The 17,992-nt window shown below is 63.4% G+C and carries 18 protein-coding genes; 13 read left to right on the top strand and 5 right to left on the bottom strand.

Annotated elements, in window-relative coordinates; genetic code table 11:
- The first annotated feature begins 124 nt into the window (after positions 1-124).
- From MU848_RS16845 to MU848_RS16835, 3 genes are all read left to right on the top strand, one after another.
- Complete coding sequence (locus MU848_RS16845; protein WP_097090716.1) at positions 125-331, top strand: hypervirulence associated TUDOR domain-containing protein; 207 nt, start codon at positions 125-127, stop codon at positions 329-331.
- 54 nt (positions 332-385) lie between these two features.
- A complete protein-coding gene (locus MU848_RS16840) occupies positions 386-772 on the top strand; it encodes a PH domain-containing protein (protein WP_247234355.1) in 387 nt (128 codons plus the stop codon).
- Positions 773-922: 150 nt separating this feature from the next.
- Complete coding sequence (locus MU848_RS16835) at positions 923-1,621, top strand: hypothetical protein (RefSeq protein WP_380801080.1); 699 nt, start codon at positions 923-925, stop codon at positions 1,619-1,621.
- Positions 1,622-1,928: 307 nt separating this feature from the next.
- Here the strand turns inward: MU848_RS16835 and MU848_RS16830 are convergent, their stop codons facing one another.
- Together MU848_RS16830 and rnd are read right to left on the bottom strand one after the other, a co-directional pair.
- The gene (locus MU848_RS16830; protein ID WP_247234377.1) at positions 1,929-2,225 is read right to left on the bottom strand and encodes an I78 family peptidase inhibitor; all 297 of its coding nucleotides are present in this window, start codon (positions 2,223-2,225) and stop codon (positions 1,929-1,931) included.
- Between the two features lie 11 nt (positions 2,226-2,236).
- On the bottom strand, positions 2,237-3,403 hold the full coding sequence (gene rnd, locus MU848_RS16825; RefSeq protein ID WP_247234375.1) for a ribonuclease D: 1,167 nt from the start codon (positions 3,401-3,403) through the stop codon (positions 2,237-2,239).
- Between the two features lie 127 nt (positions 3,404-3,530).
- Here rnd and aspS point away from each other — a divergent pair, with 127 nt between their 5' ends.
- The 5 genes from aspS to MU848_RS16800 all read left to right on the top strand — a co-directional run bounded on the left by aspS (position 3,531) and on the right by MU848_RS16800 (position 9,366).
- Positions 3,531-5,315 carry an aspartate--tRNA ligase gene (gene aspS, locus MU848_RS16820; RefSeq protein ID WP_247234373.1) on the top strand — a complete coding sequence of 595 codons (1,785 nt, stop codon included), beginning with the start codon at positions 3,531-3,533 and terminating at the stop codon, positions 5,313-5,315.
- Between the two features lie 155 nt (positions 5,316-5,470).
- The gene (locus tag MU848_RS16815; protein ID WP_247234353.1) at positions 5,471-6,262 is read left to right on the top strand and encodes a polyphosphate kinase 2 family protein; all 792 of its coding nucleotides are present in this window, start codon (positions 5,471-5,473) and stop codon (positions 6,260-6,262) included.
- Positions 6,263-6,337: 75 nt separating this feature from the next.
- A complete protein-coding gene (locus MU848_RS16810; protein WP_247234351.1) occupies positions 6,338-7,657 on the top strand; it encodes a methyl-accepting chemotaxis protein in 1,320 nt (439 codons plus the stop codon).
- A gap of 82 nt (positions 7,658-7,739) precedes the next feature.
- A complete protein-coding gene (locus tag MU848_RS16805) occupies positions 7,740-7,925 on the top strand; it encodes a hypothetical protein (protein WP_097090720.1) in 186 nt (61 codons plus the stop codon).
- Positions 7,926-8,016: 91 nt separating this feature from the next.
- Positions 8,017-9,366, top strand: coding sequence for a S41 family peptidase (locus tag MU848_RS16800; RefSeq protein WP_201515248.1), 1,350 nt, complete (start codon positions 8,017-8,019; stop codon positions 9,364-9,366).
- A gap of 183 nt (positions 9,367-9,549) precedes the next feature.
- Here MU848_RS16800 and MU848_RS16795 read toward each other — a convergent pair whose 3' ends face one another.
- From MU848_RS16795 to MU848_RS16785, 3 genes are all read right to left on the bottom strand, one after another.
- Positions 9,550-9,885 (bottom strand): hypothetical protein, encoded by a 336-nt coding sequence (locus MU848_RS16795; protein WP_247234349.1) that lies wholly within the window; start codon positions 9,883-9,885, stop codon positions 9,550-9,552.
- A gap of 330 nt (positions 9,886-10,215) precedes the next feature.
- Positions 10,216-10,698 carry a transcription elongation factor GreB gene (greB, locus tag MU848_RS16790; RefSeq protein WP_247234347.1) on the bottom strand — a complete coding sequence of 161 codons (483 nt, stop codon included), beginning with the start codon at positions 10,696-10,698 and terminating at the stop codon, positions 10,216-10,218.
- Between the two features lie 86 nt (positions 10,699-10,784).
- Entirely contained in the window at positions 10,785-12,824 is a 2,040-nt protein-coding gene (locus MU848_RS16785) for a lytic transglycosylase domain-containing protein (protein WP_247234345.1), read from the bottom strand.
- Positions 12,825-12,978: 154 nt separating this feature from the next.
- Between MU848_RS16785 and dapA the strand changes: the two genes are divergently transcribed.
- The 5 genes from dapA to MU848_RS16760 all read left to right on the top strand — a co-directional run bounded on the left by dapA (position 12,979) and on the right by MU848_RS16760 (position 17,915).
- Positions 12,979-13,857: a 4-hydroxy-tetrahydrodipicolinate synthase gene (dapA, locus tag MU848_RS16780; RefSeq protein ID WP_247234343.1), complete on the top strand. Its 879-nt coding sequence runs from the start codon at positions 12,979-12,981 to the stop codon at positions 13,855-13,857.
- Positions 13,858-13,903: 46 nt separating this feature from the next.
- Positions 13,904-14,386 (top strand): SsrA-binding protein SmpB, encoded by a 483-nt coding sequence (gene smpB, locus MU848_RS16775; protein ID WP_201515245.1) that lies wholly within the window; start codon positions 13,904-13,906, stop codon positions 14,384-14,386.
- Complete coding sequence (locus MU848_RS16770; RefSeq protein ID WP_236575055.1) at positions 14,386-14,994, top strand: DUF2062 domain-containing protein; 609 nt, start codon at positions 14,386-14,388, stop codon at positions 14,992-14,994. Before smpB ends, MU848_RS16770 begins: the two co-directional genes overlap by 1 nt.
- Before the next feature lie 45 nt (positions 14,995-15,039).
- Positions 15,040-17,478, top strand: coding sequence for a hybrid sensor histidine kinase/response regulator (locus MU848_RS16765; protein ID WP_247234341.1), 2,439 nt, complete (start codon positions 15,040-15,042; stop codon positions 17,476-17,478).
- Positions 17,479-17,558: 80 nt separating this feature from the next.
- A complete protein-coding gene (locus tag MU848_RS16760) occupies positions 17,559-17,915 on the top strand; it encodes a response regulator (protein ID WP_097090726.1) in 357 nt (118 codons plus the stop codon).
- The last annotated feature ends 77 nt before the right edge of the window (positions 17,916-17,992 follow it).

Here is a 17,992-nt window from a genome sequence, read left to right as displayed (position 1 = left end):
GGTGGCCACCCCGGCCCGGGCAATCCAGCATGGCCCAAACGGACCGCAATGTCATAAGACAAGCGGTTCCCGCGCAACCTCTGTCCTCTTGCCGGGTTCTTGGGGCTTGGCAGGAGATCAGGACATGAAGCAGGAACCCAAGGCCGGCGACAAGGTCAGCTGGAAGAGCCATGGCGGCGAGGCGCATGGCAAGGTGGTGAAGAAGCAGACGAGCGCCACCCAGATCAAGGGGCACAAGGTTGCGGCTTCCAAGGACAATCCGCAGTTCATCGTCGAAACCGGGGACGGCAAGCGCGCCGCGCACAAGAAGGAGGCGCTGTCCAAGGATTGACGCGGGCAGGGCATCCATGATCATGTCCGGCGGCACCTGTGGATGGGATGAGTGATGAGCGACGCGTGGCTGTATGACGAGCATCCTGCGATGTTCCGGGCGCATCCCTTTCTGTTCGTTCTGCTGCTGATTTCCGTCGTGGGGCTGCTCGCGATCGGCGTCTGGTGGCTGCGGGCCAAGGGCGAGCGGCTGGCCCTGTCCGACCGCGAGGTGCTGATGGAGCGCGGGCTGCTGGCGAAGCAGCGGACGGAGATCGCACTGTCGAGCATCCGGAGCGTGCGCATCACGCAGACATTCGGGCAGCGCATATTCGACGTTGGCAATGTCGAGCTTTTCAGCGCGGGGGATATCGCGGAAATCGCCATCAAGTCGATGCCGCGGCCGGGGCGCATCCGCAACATCGCGGCATCGCGCAACCTGGATTTGCTGCCGCAGCGCTGACCTGCGTTCACGCCCCCTTGACCTGAGGCCAAATTATTTCAACCATATGTCCTAAGTGAAGGGACCTTGAAGAGCCTGCATCCGGGAAAGGACGCCACTGGGTAACGCTGCTTCGCAATGACGCGAGGAGCGGTTGCAAAGGGTTCGTCCATGGCCTTGCCGGTGATGCTTTCGCTGCCTGAATTGACTGAGACGCAGCGTGAGGACGTGAGGGAGGCATGCGGCTTTGCCTGCGTCCGGTGCGGCGTGACGATCTACCGCTATCTGGGCCTGCCCGACTCCCCGCAGACCACATTGCTCTGTCCCACATGCCATGCGCTGGTGGAGGAGGGGCGGCTGACCGCGGCGCAGGTGCAGGGCTTTCATACCAATCCGGTCGTCAGGCAGCGGCACTTCGCGCGGGACCGCATGCCATTTTCTTCGGAACTGCCGATGCTGATCGTGGGCGGTTCGCGATTGCTGCGCGATACGCCGATCCCGCTGATGCTGGATGGCGAGCCGATCCTGATGTTCGCGCCGCCGCGCCGCAGCCGGGGCGCGACGCGGATCAGCCTGCGCTTGGGAGACCTTGACGGCGATCCGGTGCAAGTGATCCAGGGCAATGAATGGCTGCCCACCGATGGCAGCTGGCGGTTCCTGCTGCGCGGCGACCGCTACAGCGTCATGGCGGCGCGCGGTGACGGGCTCGCCATCCTGCGGATCGTGGCGCGCAACCGGATCGCGGTGGAGCATCTGCGCACGACGATCCGCGGCAGGCGGCTGGAGGTGACGCCTGATTGGCTGGAGATCGATGGGAAGCGCCATGTGAACCGGATCGGCAGCGGCGCTCTTGTAGGACTGGAATGTTGAGGCAGGACGCCAAAAATGGCGGATTTCCGCCGAAGTTCACAGTGTATGCGCGCGCGAGGGCGGGCGCGCGTGGGCGCGAGGGAGTGATATGGGACGTTTCAAAGAAGAGCGCGGGGATAGGCTTGTTGCAGGAGAATAGGACAGGCGGGATTTTGGGTTGGTGCTCGAAATAGGATGGTTCTTGGAGGGGGTGTGGTTTTTGGGTGACAGGTGGTGGTTGCCTGGAGGTGAGGGCGTAAGCTGAACTCGCGTTGCGCTGGCCCACCCCCCAGCCCCCTCCCGCCTGCGGGAGGGGGAGTACAAGCCGCTATCCGCAGCGCGCTGACTTGATCACCATTTTCTCGTCGTAGCTGACAGTGACGCGATCGGGGCGGAAGTCCATGGTCATGGCCATGCCGGGCGCACCCCAGCGGAGGGCGCGGGCGCCGGATGCTTGCAGCAACTGGGTTCCGATGTCTTCGCTTGCGGTCTGTCCGACGAAGCGGTCGAGGCCGTCGTTGCGGCAGGGGCCTTCGGCGGTGGCGGGCATTGTGGCAGGGCCTTGGCCGTCAGCGGAGGTGCAGGCCGCAGCCAAAAGGGGGATCATCAGCGCCGCTGCCCGCATCATCTTGGTTCCTATTCCGTGCGTGTCATTTTCAGGCGGCCGCCCTTCACCGCGAAGGCCAGGCGTCCTTCGACAAGGTCAACGGCATCGCGGCCGAATTGTTCATAGCGCCAGCCTTCGAGGATCGGGAGGCCTTCGCGGACACCAGCGGCCAGCGCGTCCAGATCGTCGCTGCGCGCGAGGAGGCGAGCGGCGACGTTAATGTCGCGCGAGCGGATCTTGAGGAGGAGCTTGAGCAAGTCCGCGACCAGTGCGCCGTCCTTGCCAAGGCCGGGCCGCTTGGGATCGCGTTCGGGCATCTCATCCTTGTCGAGCGGCTTCTGGCTGCCGAGCGCCGCTATCAGACGCGCGCCGATGTCGTTGGTCTTCCAGGTGGCGGAGAGGCCGCGCACCTTGCCAAGGTCTTCTTGGGACCGGGGCGGATGGCTGGCGATATCGGCCAGCGTCTCATCCTTGACGATGCGGCCACGGGGGAGGTTCTTGTCCTGCGCTTCGATCTCGCGCCATGCGGCAAGCGCCTTCAGGCGGCCGAGCACATCTGCCTTGCGGCTGGCGATGCGAACGCGCTTCCAGGCATCGTGCGGTTCGTTCACATAGTTGGAGGGATCGCAGACGCGTTCCATTTCCTGATCCAGCCAATCGCCCCGGCCGGTCTTGCGCAGTTCCTCCAGCATCATCGGGAAAATTTGGATGAGGTAGGTGACGTCGCCGATCGCATAGTCGATCTGCCGCTTGTCGAGCGGGCGGCGCGCCCAATCGGTGAAGCGCGCGCCCTTGTCGAGCTGAACGCCGAGCCATGCGTCCACCAGGTTTCCATAGCCGATCTGCTCGCCGAGGCCGAGCGCCATGGCGGCAATCTGCGTGTCGAACAGGGGATGGGGGGTCTTGCCGGTCAGGTTGTAGATGATCTCAAGATCCTGCCCGCCCGCGTGGAAGACCTTCAGCACATCCTCATTGTCGACCAGCAGGTCGAGCAGCGGCGTGAGGTCGAGCCCCGGCGCCTTGGGGTCGATCGCGGCGGCTTCATTATCGTCCGCCACCTGCACGAGGCAGAGGTCGGGCCAATAGCTGTTTTCGCGCATGAACTCGGTATCGACCGCGATGTAGGGCGATTTGGCGATACGGGCGCAGAATTGCGCGAGTGTCTTGCTGTCGGTGATCAGCGGATGGATTTGCATATGGTCTTCGATCTTATTATGGGCTGGCCCGTCGCTCACGGGCTCGTCAATGCTTGACAAGACCGCCCATAGCGGGGCTGCGGCACTTTGTCATTTCCGTAAAACGAAGCTGAAAGATACAATCGCCATGCACGCCTATCGCACTCATACTTGCGGCGCTCTTACCTCGGCCGAAGTCGGCAATGAGGTGCGCGTGTCCGGATGGGTGCATCGCAAGCGCGATCATGGCGACCTGGTCTTCATCGACCTGCGCGATCATTATGGCATGGTGCAGATCGTCACCGAGGTCGATGGACCCGTCTTCAAGGTGATCGAATCGCTGCGCGCCGAAAGCGTCGTGACGGTGACCGGCAAGGTCGTGGCGCGTGCGCCCGAAGCGGTGAACCCGAACCTGCCGACGGGTGAGATCGAAATCCGCGCGCTGGATGCAGTGCTGCTGTCTGCTGCCGCTGATTTGCCCCTGCCGGTGGCTGGCGAGCAGGAATATCCCGAGGATATCCGCCTGCGCTACCGCTTCCTCGACCTGCGGCGCGAGACGCTGCACGGCAATATCGTCAAGCGGACCAAGATCATTTCCGACATGCGCCGCCGCATGGAAGGGGCGGGCTTCACCGAATATTCGACGCCGATCCTGACGGCGAGCAGCCCGGAAGGCGCGCGCGACTTTCTGGTGCCGAGCCGTATTCATCCGGGCAAATTCTACGCCCTGCCGCAGGCGCCGCAGCAATATAAGCAGCTGCTGATGGTCGCGGGCTTCGACCGCTATTTCCAGATCGCGCCCTGCTTCCGCGACGAAGACCCCCGCGCTGACCGCCTACCGGGCGAGTTCTACCAGCTTGATCTGGAAATGAGCTTCGTCACGCAGGAAGATGTGTGGAACACGATGGAGCCGGTGATCGCCCAGGTGTTCGAGCAGTTTGCCAAGGGCAAGCCGGTGACGCCCGCGGGCAGCTTCCCGCGCATCGCCTATGACGAAGCGATCCTGAAATATGGGTCGGACAAACCGGACCTGCGCAACCCCATCCTGATCCAGGACGTGACCGAGCATTTCGTGGGCTCCGGCTTTGGCATCTTCGCGTCGCTGGTGGAGAGCGGCAGCGTCATTCGCGCGATCCCGGCGCCGGGCGCTGGTGCGGGAAGCCGGAAGTTCTTCGACGACATGAACAATTGGGCGCGGGGCGAAGGCTATTCGGGCCTTGGCTATATCAACATCAAGGATGGCGTCCCCGGCGGCCCCATCGCCAAGAATCATGGCGAGGAGCGGACGGCCAAGCTGATCGAAGCGCTCGGCCTTGGCCCCAATGATGGCGTGTTCTTTGCCGCGGGCAAGGAAAGCCAGGCTGCCAAGCTCGCGGGCCTTGCCCGTATTCGCGTGGGCGAGCAGCTGGACCTCATCGACAAGGACCGGTTTGAACTGTGCTGGATCGTCGATTTCCCCTTCTACGAATATGACGAGGAATCGAAGTCGGTCGATTTTGCGCACAACCCCTTCTCCATGCCGCAGGGCGGGATGGACGCGCTGGAGCATCAGGACCCGCTGACGATCAAGGCCTATCAGTATGACATGGTCTGCAACGGTTATGAGATTGCTTCGGGATCGATCCGGAATCAGTCGCCGGAGCTGATGGTGAAGGCCTTCGAGAAGGTCGGCCTGTCGCAGCAGGATGTTGAGGAGCGCTTCGGCGGACTCTACCGCGCCTTCCAATATGGCGCGCCGCCGCATGGCGGCATGGCCGCTGGTGTCGATCGCATCGTGATGCTGCTGTGCGGGGCGCAGAATTTGCGCGAGGTGACGCTGTTCCCCATGAACCAGCGTGCCGAGGACCTGCTGATGGGCGCGCCCAGCGCAGCGGAGTTCAAGCAGCTGCGCGAATTGCATGTCCGGGTGGTTGAGCCGCAGGCGAAGGGTTAATCCCTACCGTCATCCCAGCGGAAGCTGGGATCTCGGTCGAGATCGCACTTCACCTCCTGAGATCCCAGCGTACGCTGGGATGACGGCGCATGGGCAGGGAGATTTGACTTTTCGCGGCCTGAGGCGTTGCTTCCTTCTGAGCGAAGGAGAAGCGCATGGCGATTGACCTTGCCGACTATGAGAAGGGCAAGCCGTTCAAGGGCGACTATGAGGCCGAACTCGACAAGCTGCAGGAGCGGCTGGCGAAGATTCAGGTTGCCCATGTGATCCATGATCGTCGGTCGGTCATTCTGTTCGAAGGATGGGACGCGGCGGGGAAGGGCGGCATCATCAAGCGCATGACCGCGCAATGGGACCCCCGCTATTATCGAGTGTGGCCGATCGCGGCTCCTACAGCGGAAGAATGCGACCATCATTTCCTGTGGCGCTTCTGGACGCGGCTGCCCGCAGGCCGGAACATCGCGGTGTTCGATCGCAGCTGGTATGGCCGGGTGCTGGTGGAGCGGGTGGAAGGCCTCTGTTCCAAAGGCGAATGGAAGCGCGCCTATGACGAGATCAACGCCTTTGAAAAGCAGCAGGCGGACGCGGGCACGAACATCATCAAGCTGTTCGTGCATATCACGCAGGAGACTCAGGACGAGCAGCTGGCGCAGCGGCTCGACACGCCGTGGAAGCGGTGGAAGACCGGCGCGGACGATTATCGCAACCGGGCGCGGCGTGGCGATTATCTCGATGCGATGCACGACATGTTCGAGAAGACCGACGGCAAATATGGGCGCTGGCAGATTATCGACAATAATGATCGCAAGGCGGGCCGCATCGACGCGCTCCGATATGTGGCGAAGACGCTGGAGAAGCTGGTGCCGATGGATTTTCCGGAAGCGGACCCGGAAGTGGTGCAGCTGGCAAGGCAGGCATTCGGGTACGAGCCTGGACGAAAATCCTAATAAAACAGTGACTTGTCATAAAACTGTCATCAAAACCTAACTGCTCATTTACTATTGGGAGGCTACCAGCGGCGCATGTACGCGCCCATGATGCTCGACCCTTCGCCAAGCCTGCCCCAGGGGCAGGGCCTGCCATTCGTCATGGCGAGCCCCTTCATCCGTCTGGGGCGGCCGCTGAGCGAGGCGGTGGAGCAGTTTCAGCAGAACCCGTCGCTGCGCCTCCTGCCTGTGCTAGATGACGCGGATCGGCCAAGGGGCGCGATCTATGAGCGGGACATGCGGCGCATATTGTTCAATCCGTTCGGCCATGCACTGCTGCGCAATCCGAGTTTTGGCGGGCGGCTCGACGATCATGTGCGGCCCTGCGCATCGGTGGAACGGAGCGCGACGATCGAGATGGTGATCGACCTGTATGCGGCGCAGGGGCAGAAGTGCGAAGGGCTGATCGTGGTGGAGGGCGGCTGCTATGCGGGCATGGTCGGCGGGCAATTGCTGCTGAAGCTTGCGGCGGAACGCGATGCGCGCGTAGCGGTGGCGCGGGCGGAGCGGCTGGAACGGGTGACGCGGGAAAGCGGCCGGTTCCGCGACGACATAGCGACGCTGATCGCGGATCTGGTGGCCATGGCGGATATGCTGTCCCGGCTGGCGAGCGATGCGGCGGAACGGGCGGCGGATAATGGGCAGGCGGCAGCGGGCATGGCGGTGGCGGCGGCACAGACCGCCGATAATCTGACCGGCATTGCTGGATCGGCCAATGACCTTGGCCTGCTGTTCCAATCGATCGAGGAGGAAGTGCGGCAGGCGGGCGCCGCGATCAGGGCTGCGGTCGAGCAGACGCGGCTGGGGTCGGCGCAGACCGAGCAACTGCGGGTGCAGGCTAATGGCATTGGCGAGGTGACGGCGCTGATCGACGCCGTGGCGCGGGCGACGGCCACGCTGGCGCTGAACGCAGGCATAGAAGCCGCGCGGGCTGGGGAGGCAGGGCAGGGCTTTGCCGTAGTCGCCCGTGAGGTGAAGCTGCTCGCGGGGCAGACGCGGGAAGCGGCGGCCGAAATCGCCAGCCGGATCGAGCATATCCGCTCAACCGTCGGTCATGTCGCGCAGGGGCATGGGCTGATGGGATCAGCGATCGAGAAAGCGGACCGGCTTTCCACATCTTTGTTCGACGCGGTCGCCCGCCATGGCGCCTTCAGCCGGGGCATTGCGGCGAGCATGGCCGAGGCGGGCGAATCCAGCGACCATGTGCGGGTGAGCGCCAGCCAGATCAGCAACAATGCGAGCGCGGCGGTCGACGGCGCGCGCGCCATGCGGGAGGCCGCGAGCCAACTCGCCGCGGAGGCGCAGCGGCTGGATGCCCGCGCCAGCCTGTTCATCGAGGCGATCCGCCCCGGCTGACGCATCAGGCTGAGGCGAAAATGGCTGGCGCATAGCGGAAATGCGGCTAACCTCTCCGTCCAACCAGAAGGAGAGGAAAGCCATGCTCGTGATGTTCGTGGGCGCCGACCGGACCGAAACCGCCATCAACGCCGCGCAGGTCACCTTCGTATCGTCCGTCACGGAAGGCACCCGCATCCGCTTTGGCGAAGGACGCAGCGTCACCGTGGTCGAACCGATCGCGCAGGTGATGGAGGATCTCAACCAGGCGTTGCGCCCGCACGAATAGCGTCACGCCGGACGCGCGGCCTCACCGATGTTTTGCGTCTGCCTGAGAACCTCCCTATACTGATGGCTTGATGCCAGGACTCAGGACAGCAATGAAATCCAATTTCTTCCGGGGCGCCGTTGCCCTTGGTGCGCTCGCGCTCATCCCCGCCACCACGGCCGCGCTCGCGGACGGGGAAGCGAGCAGCTACAAGGCGCTCGACGAGTTCATGGACGTCTTCCAGAAAGTCCGCAGCGACTATGTCGAGAAGGTGGATGACGAAAAGCTGATCAAGGGCGCGATCGACGGCATGCTTGCCAGCCTCGACCCGCATTCAAGTTTCCTTGACGCGCGCGATTTCCAGAATCTGCGCACCCAGACCGAGGGCAGCTATGGCGGCCTGGGCCTGTCGGTCACGCAGGAGGATGGCGCGGTCAAGGTGATCGCGCCGACGCAGGATACTCCCGCCTGGCGCGCGGGGATCAAGGCGGGCGATTATATCACCCATCTGGACGGGCAGCTCATCTATGGCGGCACGCTGGACGAAGCGGTCGACAAGATGCGCGGCGCACCGGGCACGTCGATCAAGCTGACCATCGTGCGCGCGGGCCGCGACAAACCGATCGACGTGACGCTGACCCGCGAGATCATTCAGCTGAAGCCGGTGAAGTGGGAGGTGAAGAACGGCATTGGCGTGATCAACATCGTCAGCTTCTCCGCCAACACCGGCGCCGATCTGCGGCAGGCGATCCGCAGCATCGACAAGAGCCTTGGCCATAAGCCGACCGGCTATATCCTCGACCTGCGCTCCAATCCCGGCGGACTGCTGGACGAAGCCGTGTCGGTGAGCGACGCATTCCTGGAACGCGGCGAGATCGTGTCGCAGCGTGGCCGCAACAAGGGCGATGTCGAGCGCTATTATGCCAAGCCCGGTGACGATGCGAAGGGATTGCCGATCATCGTCCTGGTCGATGCGGGCTCTGCTTCAGCGTCGGAGATCGTCGCTGGCGCGCTTCAGGACCAGCACCGTGCGCTGGTGATGGGCGAGCGCAGCTTCGGCAAGGGCAGCGTGCAGACGATGCTGCCGCTGACCAATACGACGGCGCTCAAGCTGACGACGGCGCGCTATTATACGCCGTCCGGGCGATCTGTGCAGGAAGGCGGGATCGAGCCTGATGTCCGCGTACCCCAGCTGTCCGACCCCGATTACAAGAACCGTCCGAAGTTCCGCGAAAGCGACCTGCGCCGTCACCTGATCAACGAGATCAAGACGGACAATGCCGCGCTGGAGGAAGACACGAAGGAAGACCCCCGCTTCGCCATGACGGCGGAGGAGCTGAAGAAGAAGGGGATCGAGGATTTCCAGCTGGACTATGCGCTGAAGACGATCGCACGGCTGGCGGCAAAGCCGGGCGCGGTGGTCGCGCAGGCGCAGCCGGTGGGGAAGAAGGTTGTGCGGTGAGGGGGCGGGCTGAGGACGGCTTTCGGTGACCCCCGGCGTTCCGCCCTTCGTCATGCCAGCGTAAGCTGGCATCTTTCTCGATTGGGCAGAAACTCTCCTGAGATCCCAGCTTTCGCTGGGATGACGGGAATGGGTGGTTTGAGGACGGTCTGCTTTGGAGAGCGTAGGTCAGGAAGCGGACATTCAAAAGAACCGGTCGTCCTGCTCATAGATGGCATCAGTCAGCGCGAACACCTGTTCAGCCAGAGGCGTCCCAATTACGTCGTTCCTATGCAACGCTGTGCTGGCGAGCGTTCCGTCTGCTATTGATCGATCATGCGCATCGATGACCATCAGGGCAGGAGTGCCGTTGGCCTGCTGTCGATGGATCAGGGCGACGGCGTAGCGGTCCGATGGGCCAGTGTCATCGCCCCAGGGACCGAGAATTAGATCAAGGTTGGCGCCCGTTTCGTCTATATGCACTTCCGTCCAATGCATCCAATACGCTGCAGTGGTCGCGCCGCCTCGATCGTGGATCAAGCCCCAGATCGACCGACTGTCCCGACCGCAGCAATCGCAATGACCCTGGCTCTCATTCATTTTCTCGATTGTAAAGCGAGGAGGGAGATCATTGGCCATCAACCGAGCATAGTGCCGTTCCGCTCAACTTCAATCGATCATAAGGTGATCGAATGGCGGATTGCAGGACCACTCGGCCGCCTTATTGGACGGCAAGAAGTGGTCGCTTACAGACCCTTCTAAGGGATCATATGACGGAACGGTCGTAGCGACGCTGGGGTCTCCGGGCTGATGTTCTACCTGTTGCATGAGATCCCGGCTTTCGCTGGGACGACAGGCATTTGGACGTGCTCACTCCGGGTAGCTGATCTCCATCACCTCATATTCCTTCTCCCCGGCAGGGAGCATGACGCGGCGCAGGTCGCCTATCGCCGCGTTGCGCAGGGCGCGGGCGATTGGGGAGTTCCAGCCGATCCGGCCTGCACTGGCGTCGGCTTCGTCATTGCCGACGATGGTGACGGTGCGGTGATTGTCGTCTTCGTCAGCGATCGTCACGGTCGCGCCGAAAAAGACGCGGGTCTTGTCGGGTTGTTGACGTGGGTCGATGACCTTGGCGTCCTTCATCTTCTTGGAAAGGCGGCGGAGTTGGCCGTCGATTTCGCGCATGCGCTTGCGGCCGTAGAGGTAGTCACCATTCTCGCTGCGATCGCCATTGCCTGCCGCCCAGCTGACGATCTCCACGATGCGGGGCCGCTCCTGCCCAAGCAGCTGATCATATTCGGCGCGCAGCTTCGCGAAGCCTTCGGGGCTGATATAGTTGGGATGAGCGGTCATGACGGGACATCTCTATCCATTCGGGTCGAGCTTGTCGAAGTCCCTCTGGATACGACAGGCTCAACCCGGCAGGAGAATGAGAAGCGTCAGCCCGGCGTCTGCTTGCCGAGATATTTGGACAGCGGCGTGTTCGAGCCCCGGAAACGTGCCCGTTCCGGGTTCATCGCTTCATACACCACCGCATTTTCGAGCACGCGCTGCACATAGTTGCGCGTTTCGAAAATCGGGATCTGCTCGATCCAGCGCAACATGTCGGCGCCCGGCAGGCGCGGATCGCCATTGGCTCTGATCCAGCGGTTCACATTGCCGGGCCCTGCATTATAGGCCGCAACCGCCAGCGGATAGCTGCCGCCATAATAGTCGAGCATCCGCTGGAAATAGGATGAGCCCAGCATGATGTTGTAGCTGGGATCGTTGAGGGAGCCGGGGTCGTAGCCAAGGCCAAGCTTGCCCGCCTGCTCGCGCGCGGTGCCGGGCATCAGCTGCATGAGGCCGCGTGCGCCCGCATGGCTGACGATCTGGCGGTCGAACTGGCTTTCCTGCCGGGCGATGGCGTGGACCATCGTCCAGTTGGACTGGGCGGTAGAGGGCACTGGCACACGGGGAAAAGCGCTCTCGCCATAGCCGGTGAGGCCGCTCGACACCGCGCGGCGGCCGACCATCACGCCCATGTCGGGCCTGCCGATGCTCTTGGCCAGTTCTGCGGCGAGATAATGGTCGCTGTCGCTGTCGGCATTATTGGCAATGGCGCGGGCGAATTTGCTCTGATCCTCCCAATAGCCCATTTGCCCGAGCGCCTTCACCGCACGGACCACGGAGCGATTGTTGAAGGCGGTGCGATCAGCGGCGGAGATTTCCACCGGGCGCTCGACGGCGGCGGGCGCAGGCACCGGTTTCCCGACGCGTTCCAGGGCGAGCTGACCATAAAACTGGTCGGAGAATACCGACGCCTGGGCAAAATAGCTGTTCGCGGTGCTTTTATCCCCTGCGGCCAGTGCTGCGCGTCCGGCCCAATAATAGCCCTTGGATTGGGTCTGGGGGGATTTGGCGGCCGTGGCGTAGCTGCGGAACATCACCGCTGCGTCGGATGGACGATTGAGATTGTAGAAGGCGGTCGAGCCCGCCAGCCAGGCAAGGCTGGTATAGTCATCACGCTCGCCGATCGGGCGGCTGGAAACGTCGGTGCCGGGCGCGTAGGCGTCGTCGAGCTTGCTGGCGATGCCATAGGCGAAGCTCCACTGGCTGTCGTTGGCGGCGGCGCGGGCCTGGCCCAGCAAGGTCTCATACCATTTTTCGGCATTGCCCGGACGGAAGGTCAGCTGCGGGCGATTGGCGAGATATTGACGGGCGGCGACCCAATTGCCGGTGTTCATCAGCCATGTGGCCTTGTCCGCCACGAAGCCCGCGTCGGAGACGCCGATGGCTTCTGCCGCCTGCATCCGGACAGCCGCGTCCGGCGCTTTCCGGCGGAATGCCATGCGTGCTTCATAGACCGGCCGCCGCGATGGCGTGACATAGGCGAGCATCCGCTGCGCACCGGCAATGTCATTGCCCCACAGCAGCATGTCGGCGCGCTGGTCATGATCCGCGCTCGTCCAGCCCGAACCGAACATCGAAAGCAATCTTGCTTCATCGTCCGGCGAAAGCGTTCCGCCGATCCAGGCGCTGCGGGCGGCGACGCGGGCTTCGGCCGCCCGGCCCATCTGCATCAGCGCCAGCGCATGTCGGGCATGGCCCGTGGCGGTCCGGGCCGGGAAGCGCGCGAAGAAAGCCGTCACCTGACGCGGATCATAGCTGTTGGGGTTGATGCCGGTTTCCGCCAGCCGCCGCATCCGGTCCTCCCCCGGCCAGCCGGGATTGGCGAGGATGAAGCTGGCATAGGAGGAGAAGCCCAGGCCATCGCTTTGCTGCAAGGCGCGCCACTGGCTGATCGTCGCGGAGATCGATGGATCGGAGGCAATGCCGATTCGGCTGCTGACCTGATTCCAGGGCGACGGCTGAGGCGAGGACTGAGTCTTGGCAGGTAGCTGCTGGACTATTGCGCCCGGCGGATAGGGCGATGCTGTTGGAGTTTCGGTCTGGGCGCTGGCGCCGGCGGTAAAAAGAAGAAGAGCGATCAAGGGCATGCGGACCATTGCTGTTTCGGGGCGGCGAGTTGACAGCCTACTGGACATCATCGCAATTCCATCCTTATCAGGCCCTGAATGACGCGCTATAGCGCCCCGTCGCCTTGAGGCGACAATGTGCCCCGGAATGCCGGTGAATTGAAGGAGTTTGTTGATGTTTTCCGGGTCGATTCCGGCACTGATCACCCCTTTCCGCGATGGAGCCGTGGATGAGGCGGCTTTTCGCGCGCTGGTGGACTGGCAGATCGAGGAGGGAAGCAGCGCGCTCGTACCGTGCGGCACCACCGGGGAAAGCGCGACCATGACGGTCGAGGAGCATAATCGCGTCGTCGCCATCTGCGTCGACCAGGCAGCGGGCCGGGTGCCGGTGATCGCGGGCTGCGGCTCCAACGACACGCGAATCGCGCTGGAGCATATGTTTGCAGCCCAAGCCGCAGGCGCTGACGCCGCGCTGGTGGTCGCGCCCTATTATAACAAGCCCAACCAGGAAGGCGTCTATCAGCATTTCGCCTATCTGGCCGAACGCTGCCAGCTGCCCATCGTCCTCTATAATGTGCCGAGCCGCACGATTACCGATATCGGTGTGCCGGTGATCCACCGCCTGTCCGAAGAATATCAGAGGATCGTGGGCATCAAGGACGCTACCGGGAATCTGGGGCGGGTCACCGCGCAGCGGCTCGCGTGCCGCGATGATTTCTGCCAGCTGTCCGGCAATGACGAAACCGCTTTGGGATTCAACGCCATGGGGGGCAGGGGCTGCATCTCCGTCACGGCCAATGTCGCGCCGCGCCTGTGCGCGCAGTTCCAGGCGGCGTGCGCGTCAGGCGATTGGACCGGTGCGCTGGCGCTGCAGGACCGGCTCTACCCGCTGCATGACGCGCTGTTCAGCGATTCTTCACCTGGGCCAGTCAAATATGCGCTTAATCGGGTGCGGCCCGACATGCCCGGCGAGCTTCGCCTGCCGATCACATGGCCTTCGGAACCGAGCCGAGCCGCCGTCGATCGCGCTTTGGAAATTGCGGGTCTCGTCTGAAAGGGGCTGCGGCCCTATATGGTGAAGTGAGTTAGTTAAGAGAGCCATGGCCCGCCCCCGTCCCGAACTGTTCGACAAGAAGAAGATCGTCGCCGAGAACCGGCGCGCGCGCTTCGAATATTTTCTGGAGGACGTGTTCGAAGCGGGCATCGCCCTGCAGGGGACGGAGGTGAAGTCGCTTCGCTTCGGCGAGGGCAACATCGCCGAAAGCTATGCCGAGGTGAAGGGCAATCAGGTGTGGCTGGTCAACAGCAACATCCCCGAATTCAGCCACGGCAACCGCTATAATCATGAACCCAAGCGGCCCCGCAAGCTGTTGCTGCACGAGCGGGAGATCGCCCGCATGCATGGCGCGGTGGAGCGCAAGGGGATGACGCTCGTCCCCTTGAGCGTCTATTTCAACAGCCGCGGCAAGGCAAAGGTCGAGCTGGCGCTGGCCAAGGGCAAGAAAACGCACGACAAGCGCGACACCATCAAGGAACGCGACTGGAAGCGCGATCAGCAGCGCATCATGAAGGCGCATCGCTGATGGGGCCCAAGGCGAGCATGGGCCGTCTGGCCCGCTGGTGGCACGCCAATGCTCCGACCCGGGAGTCGATGGAGGAAAATCGCTTCATCGCGCCAGTCGCGCACCGGGTGCTGGAACCGTCGCTGTGGCGCTTTACCCGGCGGTCGGTGCCGCGTGGCGTCGCGCTGGGGCTGCTCGTCGGCATCTTTCTGCTGATCCCCGGCGTGCAGATTGCGGGCGCGGCGCTGCTGGCGCTGCCGTTCCGGGCCAATATCCCGATCGCGGCGGCGATGACATTCCTGTCCAATCCCGCCACCACGCCGCTGTTCCTGATGGCGTCGGTCTATATCGGTAATTGGCTGCTCGGGCGCAGCGCCGATGCTTCGGGCTTCATGGCGTTGGTCGACAAGCATGCGTCGATCCGCGAATGGTGCGCCTGGCTCTTTTCCGAAGCTGCGCCCGCCATGCTGTTCGGCCTCGCCCTTATTTCCATCGCCTTCGCGGTCGTGGGTTATTTTCTGGCCGACTGGTTCTGGCGCCACAGGATGGGCCGGAAATGGCATGCGCGTAAATTGAGGATTGGCAAGGCACCCGAAAGCAGCGCATTGGAAGAAGTCGCCCGCGTCTGACGTCGGGTAGAATAGTCCAGGCGTTTTCAGGGGGAAGGCCGGCCGATGGCCTCGCGTATCAAAAGGGATGGGGAAGCGTGGACGGGCGAACGCCCTTCCCGGCTGGCCCTGCCGCTGCTGATACTGGCTGCGCTGCTGTCCGCGATCCTGGTCATTTTCGCGAGCGGCAATGCGGCGGTCGGCGCTGGTTTCGGCGCAATGATCCTGGCCGCCGCCGCGCTGCTCAGCTGGTATCGCCGCCTCTTTCCCGAAGAAGCCGCTGACCTTGACGCGGTGCCGGACTGGACGGTCGCGCGGGCCGCGGCGGACGCGTCGAGCATGGCGATCGCGGTTACTGATCGTGCCGGGCGGCTCGTTTGCGCGAGCGACCTGTTTGGCGAATGGTTTCCCGGATTTCCAACGCCCCCCAACATCACGGCCGAAACGGGGCTGGCCGAAAGCCTTGCCGATGCCGCGCGCGGAGCCTGGCGCGACGGCGAAGCGCGGGTGGAAGGCATTGCGCAGGGCGCGCTGCGGCTGGACGTCGATATCAGCCGCACGGGCCGGTCGGAAGACTATCTGCTGTGGCGCTTTACCCCTGTACGCCAGCCCAACGCGCTGGATGACGTGCATCGGCTGCTGACGGGCGATGCCGGGCGGCAGATGGGTGAGGCCGGGATCATGGCGGTCATGATCGGGGGGGAAGGGCGCATCCGCTCGGCCAATGGCGCTTTCCTGCTGCGCGCGGCGGGGCGGATCGACGCCAACATCACCGGGCGCGATTTTGCCGCCCATATGCGGGTCGATGACAAGGGACGGCTGTTCCTGGCGCGGGAAGAGTCGGGCGGGTTGCCGCTGCGCTTGTTGCAGGTGCCCTTGCGCCGCGCGACGCAGCCGGGCGGCTATCAGGGGAGCGGGCAGGGCGGAGGGCAGGACGGTCCGATGCTCCTGCTGCTGATCGACGAGCCTGCGGGCAGCGCGGGCGGCACGTCGGCGCTTTCCTATATCGAAACGCTGCTGTCGCTGCTGCCCTTTGGCCTGGCGATGGCGGATCGCGACGGGCGTATCCTGTTCCTGAACGGCGCCTTTTCCCGTGCCGTGGGGCTGAAGCGGAGCGAGAAGCCGAGCTATCCGGGCGACCTTGTCGTACGTGAGGATCAGGCGGCGGTCGCTGATGCCGTGCGCCGCTTTGCCGTGGGGCCGCAAATGTCCGGCGACATTGCGATCAGGCTGCGGAACGAACCGGAGGAGCCGACCGCGTTGAGCCTCGCGGGCGTCCGTGGATTGGGCGAGGCGGCGGTGCTGCTGAGCCTCAAGGACAATAGCGAGGAAAGCAAGCTCAAGCGGCAGGTCGCGCAAGCGACGAAGATGCAGGCGATCGGCCAGCTGGCTGGCGGGGTCGCGCATGACTTCAACAATATCCTGACCGCCATCATCGGCCATTGTGACCTGATGCTGATGCGCCATACGCCGGGCGACAGCGACTATGACGATATTCAGCAGATCAAGTCGAACAGCAATCGCGCAGCCGGGCTGACGCGCCAGCTGCTCGCTTTTTCGCGGCAGCAGACGTTGCGCCCGCAGGTGCTGCAACTGCCCGACATCGTTGCCGATGTCTCCAACCTTCTGAAGCGCCTGCTGGGCGAGAGCGTCAAGCTGGAGGTCAGCCATGGCCGCAACCTGGGGGCGGTGCGCGCGGACCCGGGCCAGTTGGAGCAGGTGATCGTGAACCTGGCGGTCAACGCGCGCGACGCGATGCCCGAAGGCGGCATCCTCAATATCCAGACCTATGCGGTTCCGGCGGGCAAGGTGCGCGAGATGCGGCAGGAAATATTGCCAGCCGCCGACTATACCGCGCTGCGCGTATCCGACACCGGGCTCGGCATTCCGCCCGACATTCTTTCCAAGATATTCGAACCCTTCTTCACGACCAAGGAATTGGGCAAGGGCACGGGGCTGGGCCTGTCGACGGTCTATGGCATCGTCAAACAATCGGGCGGCTACATCTTTGCCGAATCCGAACTCGGGCGGGGCGCGAGCTTCGTCATCTATCTGCCCGTCTATCAGGGCGCGGACATGGAGCAGGCGATCCCCTCAAAGGCGCCGATCAAGCGCAGCGAGACATGGGGCACCGGCACCGTGCTGCTGGTGGAGGATGAGGACATGGTCCGCGCCGTCGCCGAACGCGCGCTGTCGCGGCAGGGCTATAAGGTGCTGACCGCCAATGACGGCGAGCAGGGGCTGGAGGTGTTGGCAGGCGGCGAGCAGATCGACCTGCTGATTTCCGATGTGGTAATGCCCAATATGGATGGTCCGTCCATGGTTGCGCGCGCGCGGGATACGCATCCCGACCTTCCGGTCTTGTTCATGTCGGGCTATGCCGAGGAACAACTGCGCAAGTCGATCGACCTTGCCAATGTCGCCTTCCTGCCAAAACCCTTTTCCGTCAGCCAGTTGGCAGAGGCCGCGCGTGACGCCCTGGCGATGCGGCCCACGGCTGAATGAACTTCTTGAACGATCAAGCGTTTATGCTGGTCCGCGCGTCGATGATAAGATAGCGAGCGTGACGAAATAGGGGATCGCACATGTCGGACAGCAAGACCATCCTGGTGGTCGAAGATGAAGCAATGATCGGCATGATGCTGGAAGATTATCTCGAAACATTGGGATATCGCCTGCACGCGGTGGCCGTTTCGGTGGATGAGGCGTGCGATCAGGCGCGCAGGGGCGGCTTTGACGCGGCGCTGCTCGACTGCAATTTGCAGGGCGAGAAAAGCTGGCCCGTGGCCGACATATTGGCCGAGACGGGAATTCCCTTCATCTTTGCCACGGGCGGCATGGCTGATGATGTGCCATCAGGTCATGCGGATCGGCCGACGCTGGCGAAACCCTATACGATCGGCGCGGTCGAGCGGGCGCTGGCCAAGGTGCTCTCCGCCTAAATAGGAAATTTCCGTTCCCCTCTTGTTCTTTGAGAACAAAGCGGATACGTAGTGGCCAAGGCGCCACTTAATCGGCG

This window comes from Sphingobium agri (assembly GCF_023051225.1).
Lineage (GTDB): Bacteria > Pseudomonadota > Alphaproteobacteria > Sphingomonadales > Sphingomonadaceae > Sphingobium > Sphingobium agri.
Note: the sequence above shows the minus strand (reverse complement) of the source record. Positions and strands in the feature narration are given on the sequence as shown.

Excerpts from the sequence above, each read along its gene's own strand:
- MU848_RS16845 (WP_097090716.1), top strand. The coding sequence starts at position 125 with ATGAAGCAGGAACCCAAGGCCGGCGACAAGGTCAGCTGGAAGAGCCAT.
- MU848_RS16840 (WP_247234355.1), top strand. The coding sequence starts at position 386 with ATGAGCGACGCGTGGCTGTATGACGAGCATCCTGCGATGTTCCGGGCG.
- MU848_RS16835 (WP_380801080.1), top strand. The coding sequence starts at position 923 with ATGGCCTTGCCGGTGATGCTTTCGCTGCCTGAATTGACTGAGACGCAG.
- MU848_RS16830 (WP_247234377.1), bottom strand. The coding sequence starts at position 2,225 with ATGCGGGCAGCGGCGCTGATGATCCCCCTTTTGGCTGCGGCCTGCACC.
- rnd (WP_247234375.1), bottom strand. The coding sequence starts at position 3,403 with ATGCAAATCCATCCGCTGATCACCGACAGCAAGACACTCGCGCAATTC.
- aspS (WP_247234373.1), top strand. The coding sequence starts at position 3,531 with ATGCACGCCTATCGCACTCATACTTGCGGCGCTCTTACCTCGGCCGAA.
- MU848_RS16815 (WP_247234353.1), top strand. The coding sequence starts at position 5,471 with ATGGCGATTGACCTTGCCGACTATGAGAAGGGCAAGCCGTTCAAGGGC.
- MU848_RS16810 (WP_247234351.1), top strand. The coding sequence starts at position 6,338 with ATGTACGCGCCCATGATGCTCGACCCTTCGCCAAGCCTGCCCCAGGGG.
- MU848_RS16805 (WP_097090720.1), top strand. The coding sequence starts at position 7,740 with ATGCTCGTGATGTTCGTGGGCGCCGACCGGACCGAAACCGCCATCAAC.
- MU848_RS16800 (WP_201515248.1), top strand. The coding sequence starts at position 8,017 with ATGAAATCCAATTTCTTCCGGGGCGCCGTTGCCCTTGGTGCGCTCGCG.
- greB (WP_247234347.1), bottom strand. The coding sequence starts at position 10,698 with ATGACCGCTCATCCCAACTATATCAGCCCCGAAGGCTTCGCGAAGCTG.
- MU848_RS16785 (WP_247234345.1), bottom strand. The coding sequence starts at position 12,824 with ATGCCCTTGATCGCTCTTCTTCTTTTTACCGCCGGCGCCAGCGCCCAG.
- dapA (WP_247234343.1), top strand. The coding sequence starts at position 12,979 with ATGTTTTCCGGGTCGATTCCGGCACTGATCACCCCTTTCCGCGATGGA.
- smpB (WP_201515245.1), top strand. The coding sequence starts at position 13,904 with ATGGCCCGCCCCCGTCCCGAACTGTTCGACAAGAAGAAGATCGTCGCC.
- MU848_RS16770 (WP_236575055.1), top strand. The coding sequence starts at position 14,386 with ATGGGGCCCAAGGCGAGCATGGGCCGTCTGGCCCGCTGGTGGCACGCC.
- MU848_RS16765 (WP_247234341.1), top strand. The coding sequence starts at position 15,040 with ATGGCCTCGCGTATCAAAAGGGATGGGGAAGCGTGGACGGGCGAACGC.
- MU848_RS16760 (WP_097090726.1), top strand. The coding sequence starts at position 17,559 with ATGTCGGACAGCAAGACCATCCTGGTGGTCGAAGATGAAGCAATGATC.